At 58.4% G+C, this 25,685-nt stretch carries 26 protein-coding genes; 13 read left to right on the plus strand and 13 right to left on the minus strand.

What is annotated here, in order from left to right:
- Positions 1-6 precede the first annotated feature (6 nt).
- Positions 7-1,188: an FAD-dependent monooxygenase gene (locus tag J7413_RS03625; RefSeq protein WP_209096483.1), complete on the minus strand. Its 1,182-nt coding sequence runs from the start codon at positions 1,186-1,188 to the stop codon at positions 7-9.
- A 72-nt stretch (positions 1,189-1,260) separates the two neighbouring features.
- Positions 1,261-1,683: an RNA polymerase-binding protein DksA gene (gene dksA, locus J7413_RS03630; RefSeq protein WP_209096484.1), complete on the minus strand. Its 423-nt coding sequence runs from the start codon at positions 1,681-1,683 to the stop codon at positions 1,261-1,263.
- Between the two features lie 184 nt (positions 1,684-1,867).
- Here dksA and J7413_RS03635 point away from each other — a divergent pair, with 184 nt between their 5' ends.
- The 5 genes from J7413_RS03635 (at position 1,868) to J7413_RS03655 (ending at position 6,079) form a co-directional block, all read left to right on the plus strand.
- Positions 1,868-2,707 (plus strand): MoxR family ATPase, encoded by an 840-nt coding sequence (locus J7413_RS03635; protein WP_209096485.1) that lies wholly within the window; start codon positions 1,868-1,870, stop codon positions 2,705-2,707.
- A gap of 169 nt (positions 2,708-2,876) precedes the next feature.
- Complete coding sequence (locus tag J7413_RS03640; protein ID WP_209096486.1) at positions 2,877-3,338, plus strand: GNAT family N-acetyltransferase; 462 nt, start codon at positions 2,877-2,879, stop codon at positions 3,336-3,338.
- A complete protein-coding gene (locus J7413_RS03645) occupies positions 3,338-4,714 on the plus strand; it encodes a DUF2927 domain-containing protein (protein WP_209096487.1) in 1,377 nt (458 codons plus the stop codon). Before J7413_RS03640 ends, J7413_RS03645 begins: the two co-directional genes overlap by 1 nt.
- A gap of 6 nt (positions 4,715-4,720) precedes the next feature.
- On the plus strand, positions 4,721-4,888 hold the full coding sequence (locus J7413_RS03650) for a hypothetical protein (protein WP_209096488.1): 168 nt from the start codon (positions 4,721-4,723) through the stop codon (positions 4,886-4,888).
- A 6-nt stretch (positions 4,889-4,894) separates the two neighbouring features.
- Complete coding sequence (locus J7413_RS03655; RefSeq protein ID WP_209096489.1) at positions 4,895-6,079, plus strand: VWA domain-containing protein; 1,185 nt, start codon at positions 4,895-4,897, stop codon at positions 6,077-6,079.
- A gap of 9 nt (positions 6,080-6,088) precedes the next feature.
- Here J7413_RS03655 and J7413_RS03660 read toward each other — a convergent pair whose 3' ends face one another.
- A complete protein-coding gene (locus tag J7413_RS03660) occupies positions 6,089-6,904 on the minus strand; it encodes an N-acetylmuramidase domain-containing protein (RefSeq protein ID WP_209096495.1) in 816 nt (271 codons plus the stop codon).
- Positions 6,905-7,009: 105 nt separating this feature from the next.
- On the opposite strand from J7413_RS03660, the gene J7413_RS03665 reads away from it, so the two are divergent.
- Complete coding sequence (locus J7413_RS03665; RefSeq protein ID WP_209096750.1) at positions 7,010-7,702, plus strand: M48 family metallopeptidase; 693 nt, start codon at positions 7,010-7,012, stop codon at positions 7,700-7,702.
- Positions 7,703-7,777: 75 nt separating this feature from the next.
- Here J7413_RS03665 and J7413_RS03670 read toward each other — a convergent pair whose 3' ends face one another.
- The 6 genes from J7413_RS03670 to J7413_RS03695 all read right to left on the minus strand — a co-directional run bounded on the left by J7413_RS03670 (position 7,778) and on the right by J7413_RS03695 (position 14,003).
- A complete protein-coding gene (locus tag J7413_RS03670) occupies positions 7,778-8,323 on the minus strand; it encodes a PIN domain-containing protein (protein ID WP_280636487.1) in 546 nt (181 codons plus the stop codon).
- A gap of 10 nt (positions 8,324-8,333) precedes the next feature.
- Positions 8,334-9,554, minus strand: a complete 1,221-nt coding sequence (locus tag J7413_RS03675; RefSeq protein WP_209096497.1) for a class I SAM-dependent rRNA methyltransferase — start codon at positions 9,552-9,554, stop codon at positions 8,334-8,336.
- A gap of 47 nt (positions 9,555-9,601) precedes the next feature.
- Positions 9,602-10,288, minus strand: coding sequence for a DUF6778 family protein (locus J7413_RS03680; RefSeq protein WP_209096499.1), 687 nt, complete (start codon positions 10,286-10,288; stop codon positions 9,602-9,604).
- 139 nt (positions 10,289-10,427) lie between these two features.
- Positions 10,428-10,697: a hypothetical protein gene (locus tag J7413_RS03685; protein WP_209096501.1), complete on the minus strand. Its 270-nt coding sequence runs from the start codon at positions 10,695-10,697 to the stop codon at positions 10,428-10,430.
- Between the two features lies 1 nt (position 10,698).
- The gene (locus tag J7413_RS03690) at positions 10,699-13,494 is read right to left on the minus strand and encodes a glutamine-synthetase adenylyltransferase (protein ID WP_209096503.1); all 2,796 of its coding nucleotides are present in this window, start codon (positions 13,492-13,494) and stop codon (positions 10,699-10,701) included.
- Positions 13,495-13,613: 119 nt separating this feature from the next.
- Positions 13,614-14,003: a nuclear transport factor 2 family protein gene (locus J7413_RS03695; protein WP_209096505.1), complete on the minus strand. Its 390-nt coding sequence runs from the start codon at positions 14,001-14,003 to the stop codon at positions 13,614-13,616.
- A gap of 56 nt (positions 14,004-14,059) precedes the next feature.
- Between J7413_RS03695 and J7413_RS03700 the strand changes: the two genes are divergently transcribed.
- The 3 genes from J7413_RS03700 (at position 14,060) to J7413_RS03710 (ending at position 15,687) form a co-directional block, all read left to right on the plus strand.
- Positions 14,060-14,527, plus strand: coding sequence for a YbaK/EbsC family protein (locus J7413_RS03700; RefSeq protein ID WP_209096507.1), 468 nt, complete (start codon positions 14,060-14,062; stop codon positions 14,525-14,527).
- Between the two features lie 174 nt (positions 14,528-14,701).
- A complete protein-coding gene (locus J7413_RS03705) occupies positions 14,702-15,127 on the plus strand; it encodes a DUF2852 domain-containing protein (protein WP_209096509.1) in 426 nt (141 codons plus the stop codon).
- Between the two features lie 95 nt (positions 15,128-15,222).
- Positions 15,223-15,687 carry an RDD family protein gene (locus J7413_RS03710; protein ID WP_209096511.1) on the plus strand — a complete coding sequence of 155 codons (465 nt, stop codon included), beginning with the start codon at positions 15,223-15,225 and terminating at the stop codon, positions 15,685-15,687.
- Positions 15,688-15,758: 71 nt separating this feature from the next.
- On the opposite strand, the gene J7413_RS03715 is transcribed toward J7413_RS03710, so the two are convergent.
- The 3 genes from J7413_RS03715 to J7413_RS03725 form a co-directional block, all read right to left on the minus strand.
- A complete protein-coding gene (locus tag J7413_RS03715) occupies positions 15,759-18,113 on the minus strand; it encodes a TRAP transporter large permease subunit (RefSeq protein WP_209096519.1) in 2,355 nt (784 codons plus the stop codon).
- Positions 18,114-18,130: 17 nt separating this feature from the next.
- Positions 18,131-19,045 (minus strand): TRAP transporter small permease subunit, encoded by a 915-nt coding sequence (locus J7413_RS03720; protein ID WP_209096520.1) that lies wholly within the window; start codon positions 19,043-19,045, stop codon positions 18,131-18,133.
- Between the two features lie 116 nt (positions 19,046-19,161).
- A complete protein-coding gene (locus tag J7413_RS03725) occupies positions 19,162-20,244 on the minus strand; it encodes a TRAP transporter substrate-binding protein (RefSeq protein WP_209096521.1) in 1,083 nt (360 codons plus the stop codon).
- 249 nt (positions 20,245-20,493) lie between these two features.
- Here J7413_RS03725 and J7413_RS03730 point away from each other — a divergent pair, with 249 nt between their 5' ends.
- Together J7413_RS03730 and J7413_RS03735 are read left to right on the plus strand one after the other, a co-directional pair.
- Positions 20,494-21,921 carry a cache domain-containing protein gene (locus tag J7413_RS03730; RefSeq protein WP_209096522.1) on the plus strand — a complete coding sequence of 476 codons (1,428 nt, stop codon included), beginning with the start codon at positions 20,494-20,496 and terminating at the stop codon, positions 21,919-21,921.
- The gene (locus J7413_RS03735; protein ID WP_209096523.1) at positions 21,918-22,577 is read left to right on the plus strand and encodes a response regulator transcription factor; all 660 of its coding nucleotides are present in this window, start codon (positions 21,918-21,920) and stop codon (positions 22,575-22,577) included. The genes J7413_RS03730 and J7413_RS03735 overlap by 4 nt, the downstream gene beginning before the upstream one ends.
- 40 nt (positions 22,578-22,617) lie before the next feature.
- Here J7413_RS03735 and J7413_RS03740 read toward each other — a convergent pair whose 3' ends face one another.
- The gene (locus tag J7413_RS03740; protein WP_209096524.1) at positions 22,618-22,995 is read right to left on the minus strand and encodes a VOC family protein; all 378 of its coding nucleotides are present in this window, start codon (positions 22,993-22,995) and stop codon (positions 22,618-22,620) included.
- A gap of 304 nt (positions 22,996-23,299) precedes the next feature.
- On the opposite strand from J7413_RS03740, the gene J7413_RS03745 reads away from it, so the two are divergent.
- Together J7413_RS03745 and J7413_RS03750 are read left to right on the plus strand one after the other, a co-directional pair.
- Positions 23,300-25,054, plus strand: coding sequence for an acetolactate synthase 3 large subunit (locus J7413_RS03745; protein ID WP_209096526.1), 1,755 nt, complete (start codon positions 23,300-23,302; stop codon positions 25,052-25,054).
- 35 nt (positions 25,055-25,089) lie between these two features.
- On the plus strand, positions 25,090-25,668 hold the full coding sequence (locus J7413_RS03750) for a hypothetical protein (RefSeq protein WP_209096528.1): 579 nt from the start codon (positions 25,090-25,092) through the stop codon (positions 25,666-25,668).
- Positions 25,669-25,685: the final 17 nt, after the last annotated feature.

Genomic DNA, 25,685 nt, shown 5'->3' on the forward strand with positions numbered 1-25,685 from the left:
AAAAGCCTATGGCTTCGTCACATCATGACTGTAAATCCAATCAAACTGCCCCATCAGTTTTTTGGGCGCAAAGGTGGTCGCCAATCGCATGCCCATATGCGCGGCCGTGCGCACGACTGGATTGGCCAGGTGATACTTCCAGGCGTTCTTGCTGGCGGCATCTACCACCCGTTTGACACGCTCCTCTCGCCGCGTTTGATAGGCCGCGAGCCCCTCAGAAAGGGTGCCCGCGCGCTCAAGCGCATCTCTTAGGACCCAGGCATCTTCCATCGCCATAGAAGCCCCCTGCGCCATAAACGGCAAAGTGGGATGCGCCGCATCACCCAGAATGGCGCAGTTTCCTTGATGCCAAACCGGCGCGACAGGGTGACGGAACAGCCCCCACCGGCTGACCTCTGTGACTTCACCAAGCAACGCGCGCGCGTCGCCTCCGAAATCGTTAAAAACACGGCGCAGGTTTTGCGGATCGTCGGTGTGATGCCAGCCCTCTTCGGCCCAGCCTGCCTGCTCCTGCACAGCAACCAAATTGACCATCGTGCCACCCCGCAAAGGGTAGCTCACCAAATGCCGATGCGGCCCCATATGGACCTGTACCAAATTGCCATGGCGCATGGTGTTGGGGACAATGGCCCGCCAGGCGACCTGTCGCGTGAAAAACGGCGCAACCGTGCCATTCAACACCCCCCGCAACCGCGAATGCAGACCATCCCCGCCAATAACAAGATCGGCGCGCATTTCTGAGCCGTTGGACATCACCACCCGCGCCCGCTCACCGCCGCGACCTGGATGCACTGTCTCCACGTTCTGCAGCAACAGTATTTTGATCCCCGCCGCCCGCACGGCCTGTGCCAGCAGATCAATCAAATCCGCACGATGCACGAAATGATAAGGCGTTCCCGCTTTGATCAATCCAAGATCAAGATGGGCAACCAGCCGTCCAGCGGCATAATCTCGCAACTCAACAGCCTGTGCCTTCACCGAGCGCGCCTCAAGATGGCTCGCCAGACCAAGCCCACGCAAAACCGCCAAACCATTGGGGCTGACCTGCAGGCCGGCGCCCACTTCCTTGATTGCCTCTGCCTGCTCCAGCACACAGACCCGTGCGCCCAGCTGCCGCAAAGCCAGCGCAGCTGTCAGTCCACCGATACCAGCGCCAATGACGCAAACTTTCTGTTCACTCAGATCCATCGTCGCCATATCTACAAAAAAACGCCGAGGCAAAAGCCCCGGCGCGATGTTTTTTTGAGCAATTTGAAAAAATCAGTCGTCGCGATGTACTTTTTCGCGGCGTTCATGCCGTTCTTGCGCTTCAAGGCTCATCGTCGCAATTGGGCGCGCATCCAGACGGCGCAGCGAAATCGGCTCTCCGGTCACTTCGCAGTAGCCGTATTCACCTTCATCAATGCGGCGCAATGCGCTGTCGATTTTCAGAACGAGTTTGCGTTGGCGATCCCGGGTGCGCAATTCTAGGGCGCGGTCGGTTTCTTCGCTGGCGCGGTCTGCAACATCAGGAATGTTGCGTGTGCTGTCTTGTAGGCCTTCAATGGTGTCGCGGCTGCCTGCCAGAAGCTCCTCTTTCCAGTTCAGCAGTTTGCGACGGAAGTACTCAACTTGCCGGTCATTCATGAACGGCTCATCCTCTGCAGGACGGTAGTCGTCCGGCAGGAAAGTTTCTGCTTTCATTTGTGCTCCCTTACCGTGGTCAACGTCCGTGGTGCTATTCAAGTCAGACATGCCACCCCCTTCTCTATTGCCAGCAAATACTCTCTTGGAGCGAGAATGTCACTACCTGTTAATGGTACATTGCGGACAAAATATGTTCACGATAGGCTGCCGCGAAAAATTGATGTACGGGCGGAGAAATTTTATGCAGTTTTCAGGCACCAAAGACTATGTGGCCACAGACGATCTGACAGTGGCTGTAAACGCCGCGGTGGCGCTTGAACGCCCCTTGTTGGTCAAGGGCGAGCCGGGCACAGGCAAGACCGAACTGGCGCTGCAAGTGGCGCGCGGCCTTGGCCTGAAAATGATTGAGTGGAACGTCAAATCCACCACCAAGGCACAGCAGGGTCTCTACGAATATGACGCCGTGTCTCGCCTTCGCGATAGTCAACTAGGAGATGCACGCGTCCACGATATCTCCAACTACATCAAACGCGGAAAACTCTGGGAAGCCTTTGAGAGTGATGAAAAAGTTGTGCTGTTGATTGATGAGATTGACAAGGCCGACATCGAGTTTCCAAACGACCTTCTCCAAGAACTCGACAAGATGGCGTTCCACGTCTACGAGACCGGAGAAACCGTCAGCGCCAAACACCGCCCGATCATCATCATCACCTCCAACAACGAAAAAGAACTGCCCGACGCCTTCCTGCGTCGCTGCTTTTTCCATTACATCCGCTTCCCGGATATGGACACACTGAAAAAAATCGTCGAAGTGCACCATCCGGGCATCAAAGAGGCGCTTCTAACCACCGCACTCACGCAGTTCTTTGAAATCCGCGACACCGCCGGGCTGAAGAAAAAACCTTCCACCTCCGAAGTGATTGACTGGCTGAAGCTGCTTTTGGCCGAAGATCTCTCTCCAGAGGACTTGAAGCGAGATGGCGCCAATGCGCTGCCAAAACTGCACGGGGCGCTTCTGAAAAACGAGCAAGATGTCCATCTTTTTGAACGCCTCGCCTTCATGGCGCGCTCTGGCCGCTGAGCAACCGCTGCGCATTTGCCGCAAAACAGAGGATCGCATGCCATAGGTGGCAAATAAAACGTGGCGCACAACAGTTTTTTGCGCCACGCCCCCGTTCTTGGCGTAACCTGAACCATAGGCGTCAGTCAGCATCCTGCATTCTGCAGCGCATAAGGAGCAAACCAGGCCCATGATCACAGCCCAAGCCACCGACTTGCGCATTCGTCCGCTCGAACGCTCTGACCAAGCCGACTGGCGCAGGCTCTGGACAGCCTATCTCGCCTTTTATGAAAGCACGGTCTCAGATGAGGTCTATGCCACCACATTTGAGCGGCTTCTGGGGGATGACGCTCAGGATTTTTCCTGCCTTGTGGCTGAAAAAGACGGCGCCCTGGTTGGCCTCACCCACTACCTGTTCCATCGCCATGCCTGGCGTGTGGAAAATGTCTGCTACCTTCAGGATCTCTACGCCGACCCACAGGTGCGCGGCACAGGGGTTGGGCGCAAACTGATTGAAGCTGTGTATGAAGCGGCAGATGCCCAAGGGGCTCCAAATGTCTATTGGCTGACGCAAGAGTTCAACACGACGGCGCGGCAACTGTATGATCGTGTTGGCAAACACACCCCATTTGTTAAGTACCAAAGGCCCTGATGTTTCGTTTTTTTCTTCCTGTCGTTTCGGTTTTGGGCGCGCTCGCTTTGGGGGCCTGCACCCCGCTAAACCAAAGTAACACCTCTACACGCGCCGCAGTGGCCGACACCACGCTGCCGCCCGTTAAGGGGTTTGCCACACCACGGCCCAAAGCTCCGGCGCGGTCCAACCGCGATATTGCGCGAGATTTCCTGGACCTCACATTTGAGTTGGAAAGCGGGCGCAAACTGGAGCGCCTGACACGGTTTGAGGGCCCAATCACTGTACGTGTCACAGGCACACCGCCCCCCGGCATGATGACCGACCTGCGCGCTCTGCTCGCGCGCCTGCGCTCCGAAGCGCGCATCAACATCAGCCTGAACAACACGCCAAACGCAAATATCACCATTCAGGCCGTATCCCGCAAAGACATCCGCAAGGCGCTGCCACAGGCGGCTTGCTTTGTTGTGCCCAATATTTCGTCCCTCAGCCAATATCGCGGCGCGCGGCGCAGCGGTGCGGCCAACTGGGCCCTACTGGAAAATCGCGAGAAAATCGCGATCTTCCTGCCCAATGACACCAGCCCACAGGAAACCCGCGACTGCCTGCACGAAGAATTGGCGCAAGCGCTCGGTCCCCTCAATGACCTTTACCGCCTGCCGGACAGTGTCTTTAACGATGATAACATCCATGCGGTGCTGACCGGTTTTGACATGACCATACTGCGTGCATTTTATGATCCGATGCTCGCCAACGGCATGAGTCGCAATCAAGTTGCCAATCGTCTGCCCGCCATCTTGAGCCGGATCAATCCGCGCGGGGATCAGCTGTCGTCAAATCCCCTGCCCGCCACACCGCGCAGCTGGATTGACGCGGTGCAAACCGCCCTTGGTCCCGGAACCACACCCGCCGGTCGCCGTGTCGCGGCACGCCAGGCGCTCTTGATTGCCCAATCTGAGGGCTGGCGCGACCACAGGTTGGGCTTTTCCCACTACGCGCTCGGGCGTCTGTTGCAGTCCCAAGACATCAGCGCCGCCCTGTCGGAATTCCGCGCAGCCGATCGCGCCTATCGCAGCACCGATGGTCTGGGCCCGCACCGCGCCTTTGTCGCCACCCAGCTCTCTGCCTACGCGATCAGCGCAGGCCAAAGCCGCGAGGCCCTCAAAATCATCAGCCCTCAGCTCACCACGGCCGCCGAATTTGAAAACGCGGCACTGCTGTCTACCCTCATGCTGCTTCAAGCCGAAGCTCTGGACATGGAAGGCCAATTGGAAGATGCGGCCAACCTGCGTCTGGACAGTCTCGGGTGGGCACGCTACGGATTTGGGCCGGATTGGGCCGTGCGCGCAAAACTGCGCGAAATTGCAACGCTCAGCCCGATCAAAGGGGGATCATAAGACAAGATGTTCGTGATTATTGGGGCGCTTTTGGGCGCAGTGCTTGGCGGTGCCATTGCCAAAAAACGTGGCGGCAAACGGCTGGATATTTTGCAATATTGCGCTGTTTACGCGATGATTTTTGCTATGCTTGGCCTGTTCGCAACCTTAGCTATCCACCGTATGGCATTGTAAAAAAACATGTTTCTTCCCTTCTTCGAAAATCTCCGTACTGCCCGCGTGCCCGTGTCGCTGCGCGAGTTTTTAGGCTTTCTAGAAGGATTAAAGGCCGGGCTCGCCACCTATGATGTGGAAAGTTTCTACTATCTGGCCCGCACGATCATGGTGAAAGACGAGCGCAACATCGACAAATTTGACCGGGCCTTTGCCATGACCTTTGATGGCCTGGCAGAGATCAGCGCAGAGGCCGTTCTGGAAGCTGTGGACATTCCCGAGGAATGGCTGCGCAAGATGGCCGAAAAACACCTCAGCGCCGAAGAAATGGCCGAGATCGAGGCCATGGGTGGCTTTGACAAGCTGATGGAGACGCTGCAGGAGCGCCTGAAAGAACAAGAAGGCCGCCATCAGGGGGGCAACAAATGGATCGGCACTGCGGGCACCAGCCCGTTTGGCGCTTATGGCTACAACCCCGAGGGCGTGCGCATCGGCCAGAAAGAAAGCCGCCACCGCCGCGCGGTGAAGGTCTGGGACAAGCGCGAGTTCCGCAATTTTGACGACACGGTCGAGCTCGGCACCCGCAACATCAAGGTGGCGCTCAAACGCCTGCGTCGCTGGGCACGCGAAGGCGCGGCAGACGAGCTTGATCTCAATGGCACCATTCGCGCCACCGCAGAGCACGGCTATCTGGATGTCAAAACCCGCCCCGAACGCCATAACGCTGTAAAAGTACTGCTGTTTCTCGATGTCGGCGGCTCGATGGATCCGCATATCAAGGTCGTGGAAGAGCTGTTCTCCGCCGCCCGTGCGGAGTTCAAACATCTGGAATATTACTACTTCCACAACTGCCTTTATGAAGGCGTGTGGCGCAACAACCAGCGCCGCTGGAACGACCAGACGCCCACCCACGAGGTGCTGCGCACCTATGGGCCGGATTACAAATGCATTTTTGTCGGGGACGCCTCCATGTCCCCTTATGAAATCGCCTATGCAGGTGGGGCCAATGAACATTGGAACCAAGAGCCCGGCCAGGTCTGGCTGGAACGCGCCCGCGATCAGTGGCGCGACAATCTCTGGATCAATCCGGTGCCAGAAGCACAGTGGCAATACACCCACTCCATCAGCATGATCCGCGAGATTTTCGAGGACCGCATGGTGCCAATGACACTGCAGGGGCTAGAGCGGGGCATGCGCGAGCTGACCCGCTGATCCCGGCCCTCAGGGCGTTTTTGCCTCCAACGCAGCCCAGGTGGCAGGCCCAACAACGCCATCCACACCCAACCCATTGTCACGCTGAAAATTCATCACCGCGCGCTTGGTCGCGGGACCAAAATCGCCATCAATCAAAACGCCATGGCCCGCGCGCCGCAGCAGCAGCTGTAACTCTCGCACCGCTTCCCCCAAGGCACCCGTGCGCAACACCAGTTCATCTGGTTCCGCCACCTCCCCAGACCCGCCGAACGCCGCATAGGCGCGGGCCATCTTAATGTCATATTTGTTTACCTTGTAGCCCGGCCCATTGTACTGGCGCGCAAACGCCGCCCAGTTGAGCGCCTGCAGCTCATCCACCAGCCCAGCGCGGCGAATGAAATTGGCCATGACCTGCACCTGCCCCGCCGCACCAGACACCGCATCCGCCACCAGCGCATGTACATCTTGATAGCCAATCCACTCGGCATTGGCCCCCATCACCTGCCCCAGCCCCCAAGAGCAACTGCGCAAGGCGGCCACCTCATGCAGCTTCTTGGCCCGCGCCAGCAGATTGTAGCGCACCTGTTGTGAACTGGAGTTTTTCACGCCGCCCACCACGGTTGAGGCCAGCCCAGCCCGCACCGCTTTCTTACGCAACGCCACAGGCAGTTCGCGATGAAAGTAATGCCCTTCCCAACGGATCAACGGCATGTCTTTGCCATCCACCGTGGCAAACACCCGCCCGCCACTTTCAACCTGCGCCACAGCCAACAAGGCCGCAGGCTCCACAGTCAGTTCTTCAGCAATCTTGGAAATTTCTTCAACAACATCGGGCGCAAACATCCGCCACACTCCTCACCTGAAACAAAACTGCGGTTATGACACCCTGTGGCACATGAAGCTGTCAATGCAGTTGCACCTTACCTTTGTGCGCCCCATATCTTGGTCATGATCAAATTCATGCCCATACTTCTCGCCCTGATCATGGGGATCGTGTCTTTCAAATTCTCTGCCTGGCGCACCACCAAGGAGCTGAAAGCCCGCTCAACAGAGCTGGCAGATCCCCGCCTCATGCCGCTGATCAAAGATATGGCCAAAGCCCTCGATTTGCCGCGCATCCGGGTGCACATCTACGAAATCGAGCCGGTGAATGGCCTCGCCGCACCAGATGGCAAAATCTATCTCACCCGCGGCTTTTATGAACGCTACCGTCAGGGCTCGGTCAGCGCCGAAGAAATGGCCAGTGTGATCGCCCATGAACTCGGTCATGTGGCCCTCGGCCACTCGCGCCGTCGTATGATCGACTTCTCCGGCCAGAATGCGCTGCGCACGGCGCTGGCCATGGTGCTCAACCGCTTTTTGCCCGGTCTTGGTGCGGTGATCTCCGGCGCGGCCCTATCGCTGTTGATGGCACGACTGTCGCGCTCTGATGAATTTGAAGCCGATGCCTATGCCGCCGCCCTGCTTGTAAAATCCGGCATTGGCACAGCGCCGCAGAAATCCCTGTTTGAAAAACTCAGCCACCTCACAGGCGCCCATGGGGCCAGCACACCCGCATGGCTGCTCAGCCACCCCAAAACAGAAGAGCGTATCAAAGCGATTGAAAAGCTCGAAACCGACTGGGGCCTCACGCAAGCCTGAGCACGCTTCTCATTCGTCAAATGTCCCGGGGGAGTCATATCCCTGATATGACGGGGGCAGTGCCCCCATGGCTGCTTAACGGCTCACAGCTTTGGCCAGCTTGGGCAGGCGTGCCTTTTTGAGCAGCGCACGCATCTCCCAAGGCTCCCCACTCAGCCGTTCTGCCTCACGGCGCACGGCCTCACACGCCTGCGCCACGCCTTCGGGATCTTCTTCCCAGCATTTGCGCAACAGCTCATCCGGCCCGATGCGCGCCACGCCTTCTTCCGCCAAAATATGGCGCGGGAAATCCTTCACATTCATCGTGACAATGGCGTCAGCCGAGCCCGCAATCGCTGCCGCCAGAACATGAGTGTCGTTCTCATCCGGCAGGTAGAGACGGTCCTGCAAACCTTGGGGCCAAGTCACCTCTGCCTTGGGCCAGTCGGCGCGGATCAGCGCAATTTCGCTGCGCGCCTGCGGCTCCCCTGTGGGGCCGATCTTGCGCGCCGCCCGTGCCCATTCTTCCAGAATGCGCGCCGACCATTGCGGTTGAAACGCTCCGGTCTTGGCGACACCCAAAAGCACTTCCCGCATCACTGTCGGATAGAGCACGCAAGCATCGAGCAAGAGCCGTTTCAAAGCGCGCGCCTCACAGGCGGAAAATCAGCGATTTGAGATATCCGCTTTCCGCCAGTTGCGGCATCAGCGGGTGATCTGGCCCGGCAAAACCTGTGTGCAAGAGCTGCGCCTGACGCCCTGCCCGGCCAATTCCGCGCAGGCTTGCGCCCCGGAATCGCGCCACATCCGCAGCATGGGAGCAGGAACAGAGGCCCAGATACCCACCGTCTGCCACCAACGGTGCGGCCAGTCGCGCCACACGTTCATAAGCCCGCAGGCCCTTTTCCAGCGCAGGCTTGGACGGCGCAAAAGCTGGCGGATCACAGATCACCACATCAAATTGCGCGCCTTCTTCCGCCAAAGCGGTCAGCACGTCAAAGGCATCGCCTTTGCGGGTGGAGAAACGATCTGCCACGCCAGCAGCTGCGGCGCCAGCTTGCGCCAGTTCCAACGCAGCGGCAGAGCCATCCACCGCCAGGGCTTCAGATGCGCCGCCTGCCAGCGCGGCCAGCGAGAAGCCCCCGACGTGAGAAAACACATCGAGCACTTTCGCATCTTTGCAGAGCCCGGCCACAAAGCCGTGGTTGGGGCGCTGGTCATAAAACAAACCCGTCTTCTGCCCACCGGTCAGATCCGCCATATAGGTCGCGCCGTTCATCACCACAGGGACAGGTGCATCCGGGGCTGTGCCCAGCATCACGGCGCTGTGCTCTTCCAGTCCTTCCAGGCTGCGCGCACGGCCAGAGCCATTCATCAGGATCGTGCTGACCCCGGTAACTTTGGCCAATGCGGCCACCATCATATCAAGGCGCGCATCCGCCCAAGCCGCATTGGGCTGGATTACCGCAATATCGCCAAAACGGTCCACCACAACGCCGGGCAGCCCGTCCGCTTCGGCGTGGATCAGACGGTAATAGGGCGTTGCGTAGAGCCGCTCCCGCATCGCCAGAGCATAGGCAAATTTGGCCTCAAACCACGCCTGATCCACAACGGTTGTGACATCGCGCGAGATCATCCGGCAGAAGATCTTGCTCTGGCTGTTGGTCGCCACCAACCCGATAGGCGCGCGGTTGTCGTCTTCCAGAATAGCCAATGTGCCCGGTGTCAGCGCTTTGGTGCGCCGGTCGGTCACAAGCTCATTGCCATAGACCCAGGGAAAGCCATGGCGGATCGCACGAGCATTGGCTTTGGGCTTAAGGCGGACAACCGGCAGATCACCGGCGGCGGAAACGGAAGAGGACGGCATAGACATGCCGCCCTCCTACTGTGTTCTTTGGGATGTGAAAAGCCCTCTCAGGCTCAGTTCAGCTCTGCCGTGGTCAGAGCGCTTGCCTCTGTCCCGATTGGCGCAAGCGGCTGAACCGTCTTGCTGGCGCCCCGGCTTGGTCCAACAAACCCTTGTGCTTTGGTCAGCTCTTCACGCACCACATAGGCAAGGTGGTGGGTGATGCGGTACTTCTGGGTCAGGCCACGGGCCTCAGCGGCCAGTGCTTTTTGCCCCCCATACCCGGTCAAGCTTGCCTTAATTGGCTTGGGCCCACGCAGCACAGCGCCGCTTTGCGCATCCACAATTGTCATCGTGAATTCAATCGCATGCACACCGCCTACGCTGTACCGCGTCTTCTCGGTCAGCGCATGAAAGCGGCTCACTTCAATCTGCACATGCACCGGGCGCGCACCTACGAGCGGCCCGCCACCAAGGCGCACCCCCTCTTCAAACATCGCTTTGACTTGTTCATATCGATCGCCATAGGCGTCCCCGCGCCACACGATATCTCCACCCGGGTAGTAGGTGTTGGCCTCAGACACCCGCAGGCTGCGCGGCACTGTGACTTCAAATCCAGCCATCTGGTACGACGGCGCCGGAGCTGCAATCTCGGTGGAGGCCACATCAAACGGCGCGTTCCGGCTGGCAGTATCCACAGAGGCACAGGCACTCACGCCAAGGCCCAAAACCATTGCTGCAACAACACGCATAAGTGACATGATCGACTCCTTCGGCGGATTTCGCCTTTTATTTCTGTCGATCAAGATGCCCCCCAATTTGGGCGCGATTGCGGCGGGGGTCGGACCTTTTCAGGGGAATTGAGTCAAACCGACAACCCCCTAAAATCAATACGGATTGTCAGTCCCGCGGACGGCTCCGCCACCCGCCCCGACGCCGTGGCGCGGTCATTTGAACCTGGCCGTCCCGCAGCACCTCGCTCATTGGGTGGTCAGGAAACTCCGCGCCATAATGCGCAAGCAAAGCGTCAATCGCCGCTTGCGTATCACTGTCCTGCGGCAAAGAAAGCGCCCAATCCAGAAAGATCGAGCGACATTCCGGCAACGCAATGCCGTCAATCTGATAGCTTTCCCGGATCAGCCCCTTGGGGTCAAACTGCGAAAGATCCATGTCACGCCTCCCTTTTGGCGATCAGGTTTGTCTGTGCCAGCGCCGCGTCGATGCTTGTTGCTGCCGCATCACACGCGATGTGCATCTGTGTTTGCAGCGCCTCTATGTCTGCAGCCCCCGTCTCACGCAATAGAAATGCGCGTCCACCTTCGCCAATTTGTTGCGGATCAATGGTCTGACCCGACAGCAATTTGGACGCAAGCTGCACCTGCCAACAAAGCCGATAAGTGGCCGCCAGCTCTGTCACATTGTCGGCGTTCAGCCACCCAATTGCGACCCCCGCCTGCAAACCCTGGGTAACGGCACGGCGCGGGCTCCCCGCGAGCAAGGCCGCCGTCTGACTTAACAGCTCAATGTCCTGCAGTCGTCCAGCGCCGATCTTGGCATCCCAAGCCCCATCCGGCGCCTTCGCAGCGGCGATCCGGGCGCGCATCTCCTCCACATCCGCCGCGACCTTGGCTGGTGTCTTGGGCTGCGTCAAAAGCTCCTGCCGGAAAGCTTCCACCTCCGCCATCAACTCTGGCGCTCCGGTCACAGGCCGCGCCCGGGTGAGCGCCAGATGTTCCCAGGTCCAGGCTTCGGTCTGCTGATAGTTCTTAAAGGACGCCAGCGAGGTCGCCACCGGCCCCTGCGTGCCTGAAGGCCGCAAGCGCATGTCCACTTCATAGAGCCGCCCCTGCGCCATCGGCGCGCTCAGCGCGGTCACCAAAGCCTGCGTAAAGCGCGCATAATAGGGCCGTGTCGCCAAGGGGCGTCGCCCTTCTGATCCCTCAACCCCATCCGCATCATAAATCACGATCAGATCCAGATCGGAGGTCGCATTCAGGCGGCGCGCGCCAAGAGAGCCCATCCCAAGCACCATAGCCCCCCGCCCCGGCATCGGCCCATGCTTGGCGGCAAATTGGTCGGCAACGGGCTGCCACAGGGCGCCCAGCACAGCATCGGCCAGATCGGCATATTGCTGCCCCGCCTCCTCGGCCCCCATGAGTCCGCGCAGGTGATGCACCCCAATTCGGAACTGCCATTCTTTGGCCCAACGCCGAGTGCTGTCCAGCTGCGCCTCATAGTCGCTTTCCTGCGCCAGCCGTTCAGAAAGCTCAGCCGTCAGCGCGGCCTGTCCCGGCCATGGCGCAAAGAAGCCACCGCCGATCACCGCGTCAAACACCCCGGAATTGCGCGACAGATGCTGCGCCAGCGCAGGAGCCGTACCCACAATATCAATCAGCAGGTCGATCAGTTGCGGATTGGCCTCAAACAGGGAAAACAGCTGCACCCCCGCGGGCAACCCGCGCAGGAACCCATCCATTGCCAACACCGCCTCATCCGGGCGCGGGGTCTGCGCCAGACGGCGCAAAATCTCAGGACGCAGCCGCTTCCAGATTTCAGTGGCCCGCGCGCTGCGCAGGGCGGGATAGGTCTGCCAGCGGCCAAGAACAGCCGGATCAAACGCATGTTCCACCGCCTCAGAGGCCGCCGCATCTGGCGCAAAGAACCCCTCGGTCATATCATGGACTTCAGTCAGCCGCGCACGCAGCTCCTGTTGTAGATCATCAATGTCGCGCCCCATCAAACCAGCAATCCGGCCCCAGCCTTCGGCCCCCTGTGGCAACCGGTGAGTCTGCGCATCAGCCACCATCTGCACCCGGTGCTCCACCTCGCGGTGAAAGCGATAGTGGTCGCTCAGCGCCTCTGCCACCTCATCAGGCACCCAGCCTTTGGAGGCCAGCTTGCGCAAGCCCGGCACCGTATGACGGTCACGCAAGTAAGGATCGCGCCCGCCTGCGATCAACTGCCGTGTCTGCGTGAAAAACTCGATCTCCCGGATGCCGCCCCGGCCCAGCTTCATATCGTGGCCATCCAGTGAAATCTCACCGCCCAGCCCCTTGTGCTCGCGAATGCGCAGGCGCATGTCGTGGGCGTCCTGAATGGCGGCAAAATCCAGATGCCGACGCCAGACAAAGGGCGTCAGCGTTTTCAGAAACCGCGCCCCGGCCTCCAGATCCCCTGCCGAAGGCCGCGCCTTGATATAGGCCGCCCGCTCCCAGGTGCGCCCCAGACTTTCATAATAGCGCTCCGCTGTTTCCATCGCGATACACACCGGGGTCACCGCCGGATCGGGCCGCAGCCTCAGATCGGTGCGAAACACGTAACCCTCGCCGGTGATGTCATTCAGCATGGCCGCCATCTTGCGCGTCGCCCGAATGAAACTGGCGCGCGCATCGTGATAATCATCTGGGTCAAACCGCGTTTCATCAAACAGGCAGATCAGGTCAATATCAGAGCTGTAGTTCAGCTCATGTGCCCCCATTTTCCCCATTGCCAGCGTGACCATGCCCCCGGCTGTCGGGATATCATCCTCTGTGGCACCGGGCAGCTTGCCGCGCCGGATCTCTGCCCCGATGGTGGCCTCCAGCGCCAGCTGGCTCGCCAAATCGGCAAAATCGGTCAGCGTTCCGGTGACTTTTTCAAGCGACCACGCCCCGGACAGATCCGCCAAAGCGGTCAGCAGTGCGACCTTGCGCTTGGCCGCACGCAACACTGTGGCGCGCTGATCGGGCGCGCTCTCTTTCAGCGCCGCAAAAAGCTGCGCCAGCGCGGCGTCTGCATCCAACAGCGCTTCTGGCAACCAATCTGCCTCTTTGTGGATCAGCCCTTTCAGGTAAGGGCTAGAGCCTGCGGTGCCCGTGATCAGCTTGGCCAGATCGCCGGACAGCCCCGGCACGGCGGCGCAGGCCTCCGCCCCAAGATCAGCATCATAGGCATGTGGCAAGCGGGTGATTTGGGATGCAAAAGTCATGGGGGGGACTTTGAAACCCACAAGCCGCGAAGGTCAATGCGGCGTGATGGCAAAAGGGGCGCCCCCCTTGCCACAGCTGCGATGTGGCTCGCCCGGGATACTCGCCGAATGAGAGACGCTTAGGGAACTGGGACATCCGTAAGCGGGGTGTCTTGGCTGAAACTGTTGCGCCATGCGCCATCCGTTGCGCGCTGCCAAAGTGAACTGATCAACATGGCCTCCCAGTCGGTGCTGCCAACCCGAAGGTAATCCGCCCGGTACACCAGCAAGCCTCCATCTGCCGAGACCGCTCGAAACGTCATCTCAGACAGCCGAAAATCCGCAATCGTCGGGCCCTCAGCCAGCTGTCCCACGTGGTCGGCCTTGCTGCCGAACCCACTGGGGTACACTCCAAGAAAATCCGCCGACAAAAGAGCAGCGTCAGCCGCTGGATCCCCCTTGACCAATGCGGTCCACACGCGGCCCTCCAGAGCTGCAATCTTGGCTTTCAAATCGTTTTCTATTTTCATGGCCCTTCCGTGCCCTATGCTGCCCCAGACATCAACCCAAACAGGATTCATGAGAGATGAGCAAAAGCCTCAAACGTGTACGCGCCGCGCTCGAAGCGGCCGGTGCCGCCGTCGATATCCGCGAAACCGATGGCGCACGTACCGCAGAAATGGCGGCAAAGGCCGTCAATTGCCATGTGGATCAAATCGCAAAATCCATCATCTTTCAGGCGCAGGACAGCGAGACTGTGGTGCTCTTTCTGACGGCCGGTGGCAGGCAGGTTGATCTGGCAGCCGCCTCCGCGCTGGCGGGTCTGGCGTTGCAACGTGCGGATGCGACAGTGGTGCGCAATCAAACCGGCTTTGCAATTGGCGGGGTCAGCCCGGTGGGCCACCTCTCCCCCATCCGTGTGTTTATGGATGAACACCTGATGGCATTTGAACAGATCTGGGCCGCAGCAGGCACACCACATCACGTTTTTTGCATCGAACCAAAAGAGTTGTGCGCCCTGACCCGGGCTGAGATTGGCGCTTTCAGCCTGTAGCTTTGCTTTTTTAGACAGATAAAAACATTCAAAAACAATATCTTATCACCAAAATGTAAAAACTATTCACATTCTGGCTTGCAATCAAAGCCTGCAGTGCCAATCTAGGTAATGTGAAAGGGATTTACATACCCAATCACAGCGTAGCTAGAAACACCAACTTCGGAGACCCCAATGACCCCTGCCGCAACCGCACATACCGCCGACACCCGCCACCTTGGCTGGTTTGGCAGAAGCGAGGCTTGGCTTGACAGCAAAGGCAAAGGTGCCTGGATCGCCGCCATGGTGCTTGGTTTTGTGTTCTTCTGGCCCGTCGGTCTGGCCCTTCTGTTTTACATGATCTGGAGCAAGGATATGTTCAAGAAATCTCACCGCAGCCGCAGCTGTTCGCGTCGGATGCATGTCATGACCCCAACCGGCAACAGCGCCTTTGACGCCTACCGCGACGAAACCCTGCGCCGTCTGGAAGACGAACAGAAGAGCTTTGAAGAATTCCTGCAGCGTTTGCGCGATGCCAAGGACAAAGCCGAATTTGACCAATTCATGGACGAACGCGCCACCAAAGCGGCCGACGCGCCCAAAGAAACCGAAGACGCGTAAGCCCTCACAACTTGTTAAGATGTGGCGCGGAAGCCCCCTTCCGCGCTGCTTCGCTTTGAAAAAACACACATCACACTCACCCCGGAGGGAGGGCCATGAGCCACCACGACACGCACCACCGCAGCTACACTTTGCCTGATCCAGACACACAGGCTGAGTTCTATCAGGATGTGACGTTCAAGCGGCTTTTGGCTTGGTTCATCGACACCGCCGTGATCTTTGTGATCTGTGTGCTGGTGCTGCCTTTTACGGCCTTCACCGGCATCCTGTTCTTTGGCGCACTGCTGTTTGTGTTTGGCTTTGCCTATCGCGTGGTGACCATCACCACCGGCTCCGCCACCTGGGGCATGCGCCTGATGTCGCTTCAGATGCGCCAATCAAACGGCGCCCGCTTCGATCTTGGCGCGGCCTTCCTGCACACATTGGGCTTCACCATCTCTGTGGCCTTCCCGATCCTGCAGATCATCTCGATTGTGCTGATGCTCACCACCGATCGCAAACAGGGCCTGACCGATCTTGTCATGGGCTCTGTGATGATCAACCGCGCGGCGCGCTACTGAACGCCGCACCACGTCACAAACGAAAAACGGGGGCCAGATGGCCCCCGTTTCTGTGTCTTAGATCTCTATACTCAGCCGCCGAGCAGATCCGGCAGGATCGTCACGATGGAGGGGAAGTACCAAAGGATCGCCAGACCAACGACCTGGATGAGCACAAAGGGAATAATGCCCTTATAGATGTGCCCGGTCGTGACCTCCTTGGGTGCAACGCCTCTGAGATAGAAGAGCGCAAAGCCAAAGGGCGGCGTCAGGAACGAGGTCTGCAGGTTCACCGCGATCATGATGGTCACCCACTTGGGATCAAAGGTGCCGCCATAGATGACCGGGCCGACAATTGGGATCACGATGTAAATGATCTCCAGGAAGTCGAGCACAAAGCCCATCACAAACAGCACCAGCATCACGATCAGGAAGACTTTGAACTCATTGTCAAAGGACTGCAGGAACTGCTGGATATAGTGTTCCCCACCAAAGCTGATCACCACCAGATTGAGCAGCTGGGAGCCGATCAGAATGGTAAAGACCATGGAGGTCACCTTGGCCGTTTCGCGCACGATCGGGGTCAGCACCTTACCGCGGAACAGCACCCAGCAGCCGTAAAGCAGACCGAACATGGCAAAGAGATACGCCCCTTTGGCCGCGAAGAAGGCGAGGTAGTTCTCGACCTCAACTTCAGCCTGATTCACGCGCAGATCAAAGTTCACACCAACGAGGATCATGATGATCACCGCAAATGTGGCCCAGATGATGATCGCGCCAGAACGCTCCTGATCCTGCAGCTTGCGATAAGCCGCCAGCATGATCGCACCACCTGCGCCCAGCGCCGCTGCGGGCGTCGGGTTGGTGATGCCGCCAAGGATCGAGCCCAGCACCGCAATGATCAGCACGAGCGGTGGAAACACCACGCGCAGCAGATCGTTTTTGCCAAGCAGCCCCGCCGCATAGCGCACACCATAAAGCGTCATCGCCAATGGGATCGCCATATAGATCAGCGTCCAGCCCGGCGTGGTGACCGGCGAGATCAGGACAATATCCACCAGCAACGCCAGCGCCACACCTGCACCGCCAACAATCAGCGGTGTGCGGTCCGCACTTGGCGAAACCCCACGCGCAGTGGTGATCACCAGTGCCAGCAGCAGGAAGCCAATCGCAATGCCAGAGCCGATAGGCGCTGCCGCCGCGATCTTCGCGGCACGTGCATCAGCGCGTTCCTCGTCGGTCAGCGCGCGGGCTTCTGCCACACCGCCGGCCTCATCAATCGCCGCCTGCTCAGCCACGGCGGTATCCCACGCCAGCTGCCCATGCAGATCAATCATAGAGGCACGACACTCTTCGCTCACATTGGTGCGCAAGCTTGCGGTTTTGCCCGCATCAGAGAAGCTGTCGACCGTCACATTCTGGCTACCGATGAAGTTCACCTGACCCAGCAGGATCACACCTGCAATCAGACCCGCAGGCACCGCAAGGAACCATGTCAGGCTTTCACCACGGGTGACAGCTTCCCCACCAGAGGCACCAAGCTCAACAGCTGGGGCTTCTTTCGGGTTAAACAGCGCATATCCAAAGGCATAAAGACCATAAAGCACCGCTAGCATGATGCCGGGGATCAGCGCCGCCTGGAACAATGTGCCCACAGAAACAACCGCCGGTTCGCCAAGGAAGGTCAACGCATCAGAACAGCCTGCCACCTGCGCACGGTTTTCCTGTGCCGCAGAGTAGAGGTCGCCTGCAAGCGTGCCGAGCAGAACGATCACGATGGATGGTGGAATGATCTGACCCAGCGTCCCAGACGCCGCAATCACACCTGTTGCCAGCTTCGGATTATAGCCGTGCTTCAGCATGGTTGGCAGCGACAGAAGGCCCATGGTCACAACCGTTGCGCCCACAATACCGGTAGACGCTGCAAGGAAAGCGCCCACAACCACAACCGACACCGCCAGACCGCCGGGCAGCGGGCCAAAGACGCGCGCCATGGTGGTCAGCAGATCGTTTGCGATCTTGGAGCGTTCCAGCGTGATGCCCATCAGAACAAACATCACAACCGCCAGCAGCGTTTCAATCGACTGACCGGCAAGCACACGCTCGTTCATCCGGTTCACGATAAAGCTGATGTTGCGGTCCATCGCTTGCTCCCAACCGCCCGCAAACACCGGCTCTGCATAGCGTGGCAGATCCGGGTATCGGAAGATTGAGATTGTATCCGCTTTGACCCCCTGTGCGATCAAATCGGCATACATCGCCGAACTGGTGTCAATCGCTTGGTGAATAAGGATCCCGGCACTGTCGAGCGCCGCAATGATCCCGAAAGAAATCACCCCTGCCCCACCAATAGCAAAAGCCACCGGAAAGCCGGAGAGAATGCCCCCAAAGAGGCAGAGGAAGACGATAATCAGGCCGACTTCGACCCCATCAAGTCCAAATAGCATAAGTTCTGCCCCTTAGATCAGTGTGTGCCTTCATAGGCTTCTTCACCTTCACCCAGCGTATCGCGGTCAAGGTATTTGCCTGCACTTGCTGCGCCTTCTTTGAATTCAAGGAAGGAGCGATAGAAGAAGGCGATGGCTTGCAAAAAGACCATGCCAGCGAAAAGCACCAGCAGCACTTTGAACAGGAAGTAGGCGTTAAACCCGTTTGGCGAGAAGCCGATGGTTTCCACGTTCCACTTCAAAATGCGCGCTTTTTTCTCCAGCAGAGACAGCTTGTCAGAGGCCGAAACCTTCGGTGTCACAAGGTGACGCCACATGAAGTACCAGCCGTACATCCACGTCAGCACAGCCGCTGGCATCATAAAGATCAGCGACCCCAGCATATCGACCACGCGCTTCGCACGGTGGCTGATGGTGGAGTAGATCAAGTCAACCCGAACATGGCCGCCCTGCACAAAGGTGTAGGTCGCACACAGGCAGACGATCATCGCATTATATAGCTTCAGCTCTTCGGCCCACCAGCTCACATCCGCCGTCAGCCAGTCCACTTTCCAGATCAGCGAAATCTCTGCCACGGTGAAAATCCGCTGCATGAAAACGATGACGATCTGCTGAAGCACCATCAACAGGCCCGCCCACGCAAAGAAACGGCCCACCGTGTTGGCAAAGCCCTCCAGAACGCGCACGCAGCCCCACATGAAAGAGTTGCGCCAGATCCCGATCGCCGTTGCGATCAGAAACAGCGTAAACACCACAAAGAAAAACTCGACCGAGCCACCATAGTAAACAAACCGCATCAACGCTTGTTTGTCCTCGGTGGTCTCAAGGCCGCCTATCCAGCTCAGCCAGCTGTTTGGATGTGTCACCGCATAAGCGGCATTCACAAAAGCTTGGCCAATGTTGGAAAACAACCAGACCAGACCGTCCAGCATGTCCCCTCATCCCCTTTTTGTTCGTACAGACGGCACCGCCAGACCGTCGGGCATTTTTAGCAAAAGACCCCTCGGAAAGCTTCCCGAGGGGTCTATGGCTTTAGCGATCGGTGCGCTTAGCCCAAGATGCGGTCACGCTGGGCGCGGTACACACCTTCAGATTTCACAAGCCAGCCGGAAGAGGCACGCATGCTGTCTTCAACCGAGTTGCGGATCTTGGCGAACAGCTCATCATCCATGTAGCTGTCCAGAGTCTCTTTAGACGCTGCACCCATCGCATCCCAAACAGTGTCAGGGAACTCAAGGGTTTTCACGCCGCCCGCCTGCAGACGCTGAAGTGCGGCACCGTTGTTGTTGAGGAACTGAGCAAGGTTCCACTGGTGCGCTGCGGCTGCTGCGGTTTCGATGATCTTCTGGTGCGCAGGAGACAGGCTGTCAAAGACTTCGCGGTTGGTCGCCAGCGACAGACCCGCACCTGGCTCGTGGAAGCCTGCGGTGTAGTAGAATTTGGTGATTTCCTGGAAACCAGCTTTTTCATCTGCCCATGGGCCGATCCACTCGGTGCCGTCGATCGCACCGGATGCCAGCGCTTGATACACCTCGGAACCTGGAAGGTTCTGAACGGAAGCACCCATTTTGCCCAGCGCCTGGCCACCCAGACCTGGCATGCGGAACTTGAGGCCCTGGAAGTCTTCTGGGCCGTTGATCTCTTTGGAGAACCAGCCACCTGCCTGCGCGCCGGTGTTGCCCGCGAGGAAGGATTTCAGACCAAAGATTTCGCCCAGCTCATCGTGCAGCGCGTGGCCTTCACCGTGGTAGTACCAGTTCACCAGTTCCTGTGCGGTCATGCCGAACGGAACAGCGGTGTAATAGGCGTAACCTGGGTGCTGGCTTACGAAGTAGTAGTCCGCCGCGTGGTACATGTCGGCCTGACCCGCGGTCACGGCGTCAAACACTTCAAACGCGCCAACCAGTTCGCCAGCCGCTTTGATTTCCACGGTCAGGTCACCGCCAGACATCGCAGTGATGGTGTCTGCTGCGTATTGTGCCGCATCAAACACGCCTGCCAGACCACGACCCCAAGAGGTCACCATGGTCAGAGTACGCTTGCCTTGTGCATATGCAGGTGCGGCCAGAGTGGTTGCCGCGGCTGCAGTGCCGCCCAGAGCAGAAGTTTTCAGAAAAGAACGACGATCCATGTAGGTTTTCCTCCCAGAAATTTGTTCGGCCCGGGCCTCCCTTCAGAGAGTCCGGGCGGATCGTTGAAGTAGGGCGAGCCTAGCGTTGCCCCTACGTAGAAGAAATACCCACTACCGCGTAGAAAGCGGGCAAATGGCAAAAAAACCCGACCAATTCAGGTATTAAGCCTCTGCTGCGCTTGTGATGGGAGCGCCTGTGCCACGAATCTTCTCTTTGATTCGCCATGAAATTTCCGTAACGAATCAGATATGCAAAACCTCTTCTCCATCCTGCGCCTGTCTTACGGACAGAAGCTCTTCCTGCTCGCCACCCTCCCTTTGATCTTGGCGGTGGCCGCAATCTCAATGCTGGTGGCCAATCAATCCCGCCAACTGGCAGAGCGGGAAATCCGCGCCTTGGAGGCACAGCTGATCGAAGCAAAGAAAGCGGAACTGAAAAACTACATTTCGATTGCCCGCACAGCTTTCATCAATATCTACGGCCGCGCCGCGCCGGATGATGAGGCCGCAAAACTCGCTGTCACCCAAATTCTGTCCTCCATGCTCTATGGCCCGGATGGCTACTTCTTTGTGTTTGATTATGAGGGCAACAACCTCGTCAGCCCACGTCAGACCTATCTGATTGGCAAAAACTGGCGCGGCATGACCGATCTCAACGGCACAGAAATCACCGACCCGCTGATCCAGATCGCGCGCTCTGGCGGTGGCTATCACAGCTTTGACTGGACAAAACCCAGCACCAATGAAACCGCGCGCATGGTCACCTACTCCGTCGGCTTGCAGGATTGGCAATGGGTCGTCGGCACCGGCATCTTTATCGACGATGTGCTCGAAAGCGTCGCCGCCGCCCGCGCCGATGTGGAGGAGCGTGTGCAACGCACCTCCGTCTATATCCTTGGCATCACCTTCGCCGCGCTGCTTCTGGTGTTTGCCTCAGGCTTTGTCATCACCGTACGTGAACGACGCCTCGCAGACACAAAACTCAAAGCGCTGACACAGCGGGTGTTTGACGCCCAAGAAGAAGAGCGCGGACGCGTGGCCCGCGAGCTGCATGACGGCATCTCCCAATTGCTTGTGGGCGTGCGCTATGCGCTCGATAGCGCCCGCAGGCGGGTCAACGCCGGAGACGAACGCGGCCTGCAATCGCTCGACAAAGGCATCGACCACCTGTCGAGCGCCATTCAAGAGGTGCGCCGCATTTCCCGCGATCTGCGCCCCGGTGTGCTGGATGATCTGGGGCTCGGCCCGGCGCTCAAGGTGCTGACCGATGAATATGCGGCGCGCACCGGCATTCACGTCGCCTTCAAGACCGTTGTGTTCCGCAACCGGCTCGATCAGGAATCCAAAATCGCGCTTTATCGCATCGCACAGGAAGCGCTCACCAATATCGAACGCCACTCCGGCGCCACCGAAGTCACGATGGACTTGCGCGGCCACAAGCGCGGCGCGACGCTGCGCATCGCCGACAACGGCCATGGCCTGCCACAAGACAATGCACCAGCTGAACGCGTCGGTCTTGGATTGCGCAACATGCAAGAACGGGTCGAGCAGCTCGATGGCACCCTGCGCATATTCTCATCTCGCTCTGGCACGGTGATTGTGGCAGAAGTCCCGCTGAGCCACATTCTGACCCCGGAAACCGAAGGATCGGACAAAAGTAGAAAGGCGCGCGCATGACAGCCCCAGCGGACACCCCCACCATCAAAGTCATGATTGTGGACGATCATCCGATGGTCGCCGAAGGCATCGAAAGCATTCTGGAAAGCTATGATGACATCACGGTCGTTGGCACATTGTCCAACGGGCGCGAGGCGGTGGACCAAATGACAGCGCTTGCGCCCGACGTTGTGCTAATGGATCTCAATATGCCTGAGATTGGCGGGCTGACAGCCACCGAAATGCTGCTCGAGATGAACCCAGAGCTCCGCGTGCTGATCCTCTCGATGCACGACAGCCCAGAGTATATCTCCACGGCCCTCAGCCATGGCGCCATGGGCTATGTGCTCAAAGACGTGCCCACCGAAGAAATCAAAACCGCCATCGACGCGGTGATGCAGGGGGAGCGGTATCTCTGCACCGGGGCCGCAGGATCACTCTCTCCTGGCGATCAAAACGACCGCGAGCCGCTGACCAGCCGCGAGCAGACCGTGCTGCTGCAACTTGCGCAGGGCAAGTCCAACAAACAGGTCGCCATTGATCTCGATATTTCTGTGCGCACCGTGGAAACCCACCGCAAAAACATCAAACGCAAGCTTGGCATTTCCTCCACCGCCGGCCTGACCCGCTACGCGATGGAACACGGTGTTCTGCAAGGCACTGGCGTGCGCCTCTGACGACAGCCGACCGGCCAAAACGCAGCCGTTCAGGCACCGATCAGCCCGCTATCGTCTCACCAAAAAACACCAGCGTGCAGTCCTCGTCTTTCACATGAAATTCGCGCTGACCGTAGTCTTGATCAAAAGGCGCCCGCACGCGGGCTGCAGGCAAGCGATCCAGCTGAGGCCGCAAATGCGCATACAGCGCGTCGATCCCCGACACATCAATATAGAAAGATGTCTCGCAACCTGACAGGTCCGCACCAGCGTCCACTTCGATCAGCCGAATGGCCACCTCCCCTGCCTTCATGAAAGCATAATTGTCAGCCTGAAAGCCCAGTTCAAAGCCCAGCACGTCCCGGTAGAAGCCGATTTGAGACGCCAAGTCGCGACAAGGGACGAAGGGCGTGATCTGTTTCAATTGGAATTCACCCATGATTTTTCCTCAAATTTCACAAAGACCCACAATCCGCGCAACAAATGCAAAGATTTTCATCCAAAAATGTGCTTTCCACATCTCATTCCCTGTTGACGCCGCTGTGCAGCACACATAAGGTCCGGTTCGAACACAATGGAACCCAACTTGAGGACGGACGCAATGCAACAGCTAGTCGTCATTCTAAGAAATTGGCGCATGGGCCGGTAACGGACACCATAATGGTACCCCATGCGCCCTCGCCAAAAGCGAGGGTTTTTTTGTGCGCAACGAATGTGAAATGACGTCGGTAACGGAGAGAGTGATGACACGTCAGATGACCGGAGCAAAAATGGTTGTTCAAGCCCTGAAGGATCAGGGTGTGGACACAGTCTTTGGCTATCCGGGGGGAGCCGTCCTACCGATCTACGATGAGATTTTTCAGCAAAATGACATCCGCCACATCCTCGTGCGTCACGAGCAGGGCGCGGTGCATGCGGCAGAGGGCTATGCCCGCTCCACCGGCAAGGTCGGCGTGGCGCTGGTGACATCCGGCCCCGGCGCAACCAATGCCGTCACCGGCCTCACCGATGCTTTGCTGGATTCCATTCCAATCGTTGTGCTCACCGGACAGGTGCCAACCTTCATGATCGGCTCTGACGCCTTTCAGGAAGCAGATACCGTGGGCATCACCCGCCCCTGCACCAAACACAACTGGCTCGCGAAAGAGACTGAAACCCTGAGCGAAACCCTGCATCAGGCTTTCCACGTGGCGCGCTCTGGCCGCCCCGGCCCTGTGCTGATCGACATCCCCAAAGACGTGCAGTTCGCTTCTGGCACCTACACCGCACCGGAGAAGTCGGACACCACAATTTATGAGCCACAGACCAAAGGTGACATCACCGCGATCAACGAATTGGTTGAGGCGATGGAAAAGGCTGAACGCCCGGTGTTTTACACCGGCGGCGGCGTGATCAACTCGGGCCCCAAGGCCTCGCAGCTGCTGCGCGAACTGGTGGATGCCACCGGCATTCCGATCACCTCCACCCTGATGGGTCTGGGTGCCTATCCGGCGTCCGGTGAGAACTGGCTCGGCATGCTGGGCATGCACGGACTTTATGAAGCCAACATGGCGATGCATGACTGCGATCTGATGATCAACATCGGCGCGCGTTTTGACGACCGTATCACCGGCCTGATTTCGGCCTTCTCGCCGAACTCCATCAAGGCGCACATCGACATTGACCCCTCCTCGATCAACAAGGTGATCAAGGCGGACATCCCGATTGTCGGCGATGTGGAAAGCGTGCTGACCGACATTCTGAAAGTCTGGAAAGCGCGCGGCCGCAATTTGAACCGCGAGGCGATTGCCAACTGGCAGAGCAAGATCAGCGAATGGCGCAAGGTTGAGTGCCTGAAATACACGCAGGAAGGCAAGGTCATCAAACCTCAATACGCGCTGGAGCGTCTTGAGGCCCTGACCAAAGACCACGACCGCTACATCACCACAGAGGTGGGCCAGCACCAGATGTGGGCCGCGCAATACCTCGGCTTTGAAGATCCCAACCGCTGGATGACCTCCGGTGGCCTCGGCACCATGGGCTATGGCACCCCCGCCTCCATCGGCGTGCAGGTGGCGCATCCCGAAAGCCTCGTGATCAACGTGGCTGGCGAAGCCAGCTGGCTGATGAACATGCAGGAAATGGGCACCGCGGTCCAATTCCGCCTGCCGGTGAAACAGTTCATCCTCAACAACGAGCGCCTCGGCATGGTGCGCCAGTGGCAGGAGCTGCTGCACGGCGAACGCTACAGCCACAGCTGGTCTGAGGCGCTGCCTGATTTTGTGAAGCTCGCCGAAGCCTTTGGCGCCAAAGGCATCATCTGCTCCGATCCAGACGATCTGGACGAGGCGATCATGGAAATGATCAACTACGATGGCCCGGTGATCTTCGACTGTCTGGTGGAAAAACACGAGAACTGCTTCCCGATGATCCCATCAGGCAAGCCGCACAATGAAATGCTTCTGGGAGAAGCCAGCACGCAGGGCGCAATCGAAGCCGGCGGCGCGGTACTGGTGTGATGCGAATTATACCTAGGTCCGCGCTCGTAACCTTAGTGGCCGCACTATCATTAAGCGCATGCAGCTCCTCACTGACAGGAAGCACATCAGCTACAGAGCTGGAAATTCAAAGCTCTGTAGGCGTTTCAGGGAAAGCGGTTGGTGCGTTTGACGAGTTCAAACAGCGCAATCGTGCGTATGGTGCATTCTATGTTACCCGTTCAGGTAAAGGCGGATGGGGAAGCAGTGACAACGCCTACACAGTGGAAGACGCCAAAGCTGTAGGGGAGGCTTTTTGCAAGGCGCATAACGAAGGCCGCCCTTGCCGGCTTTATGCGACACTTTCCCCAAAGAACCCAGAAGCCACACGCGGCATGTCCCCGACGATGTATAAGCGCGTTACTGAAGTAGAGCGCGAAACAACCAATGGCAATTGGGGCGCAATTTTTGCGACTCCTAACAAGCAATCAGGTTGGAGTACCAACTACCAAAGCAAAAAAGACGCCGAGGATAGTGCTCGCCGCGAGTGTGAAGAAGTCGCAAGCGAAGCGTTTAAAGAGGCCACACCAGTTCAGAAGCGCGTCCATGAGATGGTCGGTCTGTATGACTGCAAGCTCATCGGCTTTTATCGGTAATGTAATTGAGGAACAGA

The organism is Shimia sp. R10_1 (assembly GCF_017744095.1).
GTDB lineage: Bacteria > Pseudomonadota > Alphaproteobacteria > Rhodobacterales > Rhodobacteraceae > Shimia.

Excerpts from the sequence above, each read along its gene's own strand:
- J7413_RS03655 (WP_209096489.1), top strand. The coding sequence starts at position 4,895 with ATGTTTCTTCCCTTCTTCGAAAATCTCCGTACTGCCCGCGTGCCCGTG.
- J7413_RS03680 (WP_209096499.1), bottom strand. The coding sequence starts at position 10,288 with ATGTCACTTATGCGTGTTGTTGCAGCAATGGTTTTGGGCCTTGGCGTG.
- J7413_RS03730 (WP_209096522.1), top strand. The coding sequence starts at position 20,494 with ATGCAAAACCTCTTCTCCATCCTGCGCCTGTCTTACGGACAGAAGCTC.
- J7413_RS03745 (WP_209096526.1), top strand. The coding sequence starts at position 23,300 with ATGACACGTCAGATGACCGGAGCAAAAATGGTTGTTCAAGCCCTGAAG.
- J7413_RS03735 (WP_209096523.1), top strand. The coding sequence starts at position 21,918 with ATGACAGCCCCAGCGGACACCCCCACCATCAAAGTCATGATTGTGGAC.
- J7413_RS03705 (WP_209096509.1), top strand. The coding sequence starts at position 14,702 with ATGACCCCTGCCGCAACCGCACATACCGCCGACACCCGCCACCTTGGC.
- J7413_RS03700 (WP_209096507.1), top strand. The coding sequence starts at position 14,060 with ATGAGCAAAAGCCTCAAACGTGTACGCGCCGCGCTCGAAGCGGCCGGT.
- J7413_RS03740 (WP_209096524.1), bottom strand. The coding sequence starts at position 22,995 with ATGGGTGAATTCCAATTGAAACAGATCACGCCCTTCGTCCCTTGTCGC.
- J7413_RS03675 (WP_209096497.1), bottom strand. The coding sequence starts at position 9,554 with ATGTCTATGCCGTCCTCTTCCGTTTCCGCCGCCGGTGATCTGCCGGTT.
- J7413_RS03695 (WP_209096505.1), bottom strand. The coding sequence starts at position 14,003 with ATGAAAATAGAAAACGATTTGAAAGCCAAGATTGCAGCTCTGGAGGGC.
- J7413_RS03685 (WP_209096501.1), bottom strand. The coding sequence starts at position 10,697 with ATGGATCTTTCGCAGTTTGACCCCAAGGGGCTGATCCGGGAAAGCTAT.
- J7413_RS03725 (WP_209096521.1), bottom strand. The coding sequence starts at position 20,244 with ATGGATCGTCGTTCTTTTCTGAAAACTTCTGCTCTGGGCGGCACTGCA.
- J7413_RS03645 (WP_209096487.1), top strand. The coding sequence starts at position 3,338 with ATGTTTCGTTTTTTTCTTCCTGTCGTTTCGGTTTTGGGCGCGCTCGCT.
- J7413_RS03640 (WP_209096486.1), top strand. The coding sequence starts at position 2,877 with ATGATCACAGCCCAAGCCACCGACTTGCGCATTCGTCCGCTCGAACGC.
- J7413_RS03665 (WP_209096750.1), top strand. The coding sequence starts at position 7,010 with ATGATCAAATTCATGCCCATACTTCTCGCCCTGATCATGGGGATCGTG.
- J7413_RS03635 (WP_209096485.1), top strand. The coding sequence starts at position 1,868 with ATGCAGTTTTCAGGCACCAAAGACTATGTGGCCACAGACGATCTGACA.
- J7413_RS03650 (WP_209096488.1), top strand. The coding sequence starts at position 4,721 with ATGTTCGTGATTATTGGGGCGCTTTTGGGCGCAGTGCTTGGCGGTGCC.
- J7413_RS03710 (WP_209096511.1), top strand. The coding sequence starts at position 15,223 with ATGAGCCACCACGACACGCACCACCGCAGCTACACTTTGCCTGATCCA.
- J7413_RS03660 (WP_209096495.1), bottom strand. The coding sequence starts at position 6,904 with ATGTTTGCGCCCGATGTTGTTGAAGAAATTTCCAAGATTGCTGAAGAA.
- J7413_RS03720 (WP_209096520.1), bottom strand. The coding sequence starts at position 19,045 with ATGCTGGACGGTCTGGTCTGGTTGTTTTCCAACATTGGCCAAGCTTTT.
- dksA (WP_209096484.1), bottom strand. The coding sequence starts at position 1,683 with ATGAAAGCAGAAACTTTCCTGCCGGACGACTACCGTCCTGCAGAGGAT.
- J7413_RS03625 (WP_209096483.1), bottom strand. The coding sequence starts at position 1,188 with ATGGATCTGAGTGAACAGAAAGTTTGCGTCATTGGCGCTGGTATCGGT.
- J7413_RS03690 (WP_209096503.1), bottom strand. The coding sequence starts at position 13,494 with ATGACTTTTGCATCCCAAATCACCCGCTTGCCACATGCCTATGATGCT.
- J7413_RS03715 (WP_209096519.1), bottom strand. The coding sequence starts at position 18,113 with ATGCTATTTGGACTTGATGGGGTCGAAGTCGGCCTGATTATCGTCTTC.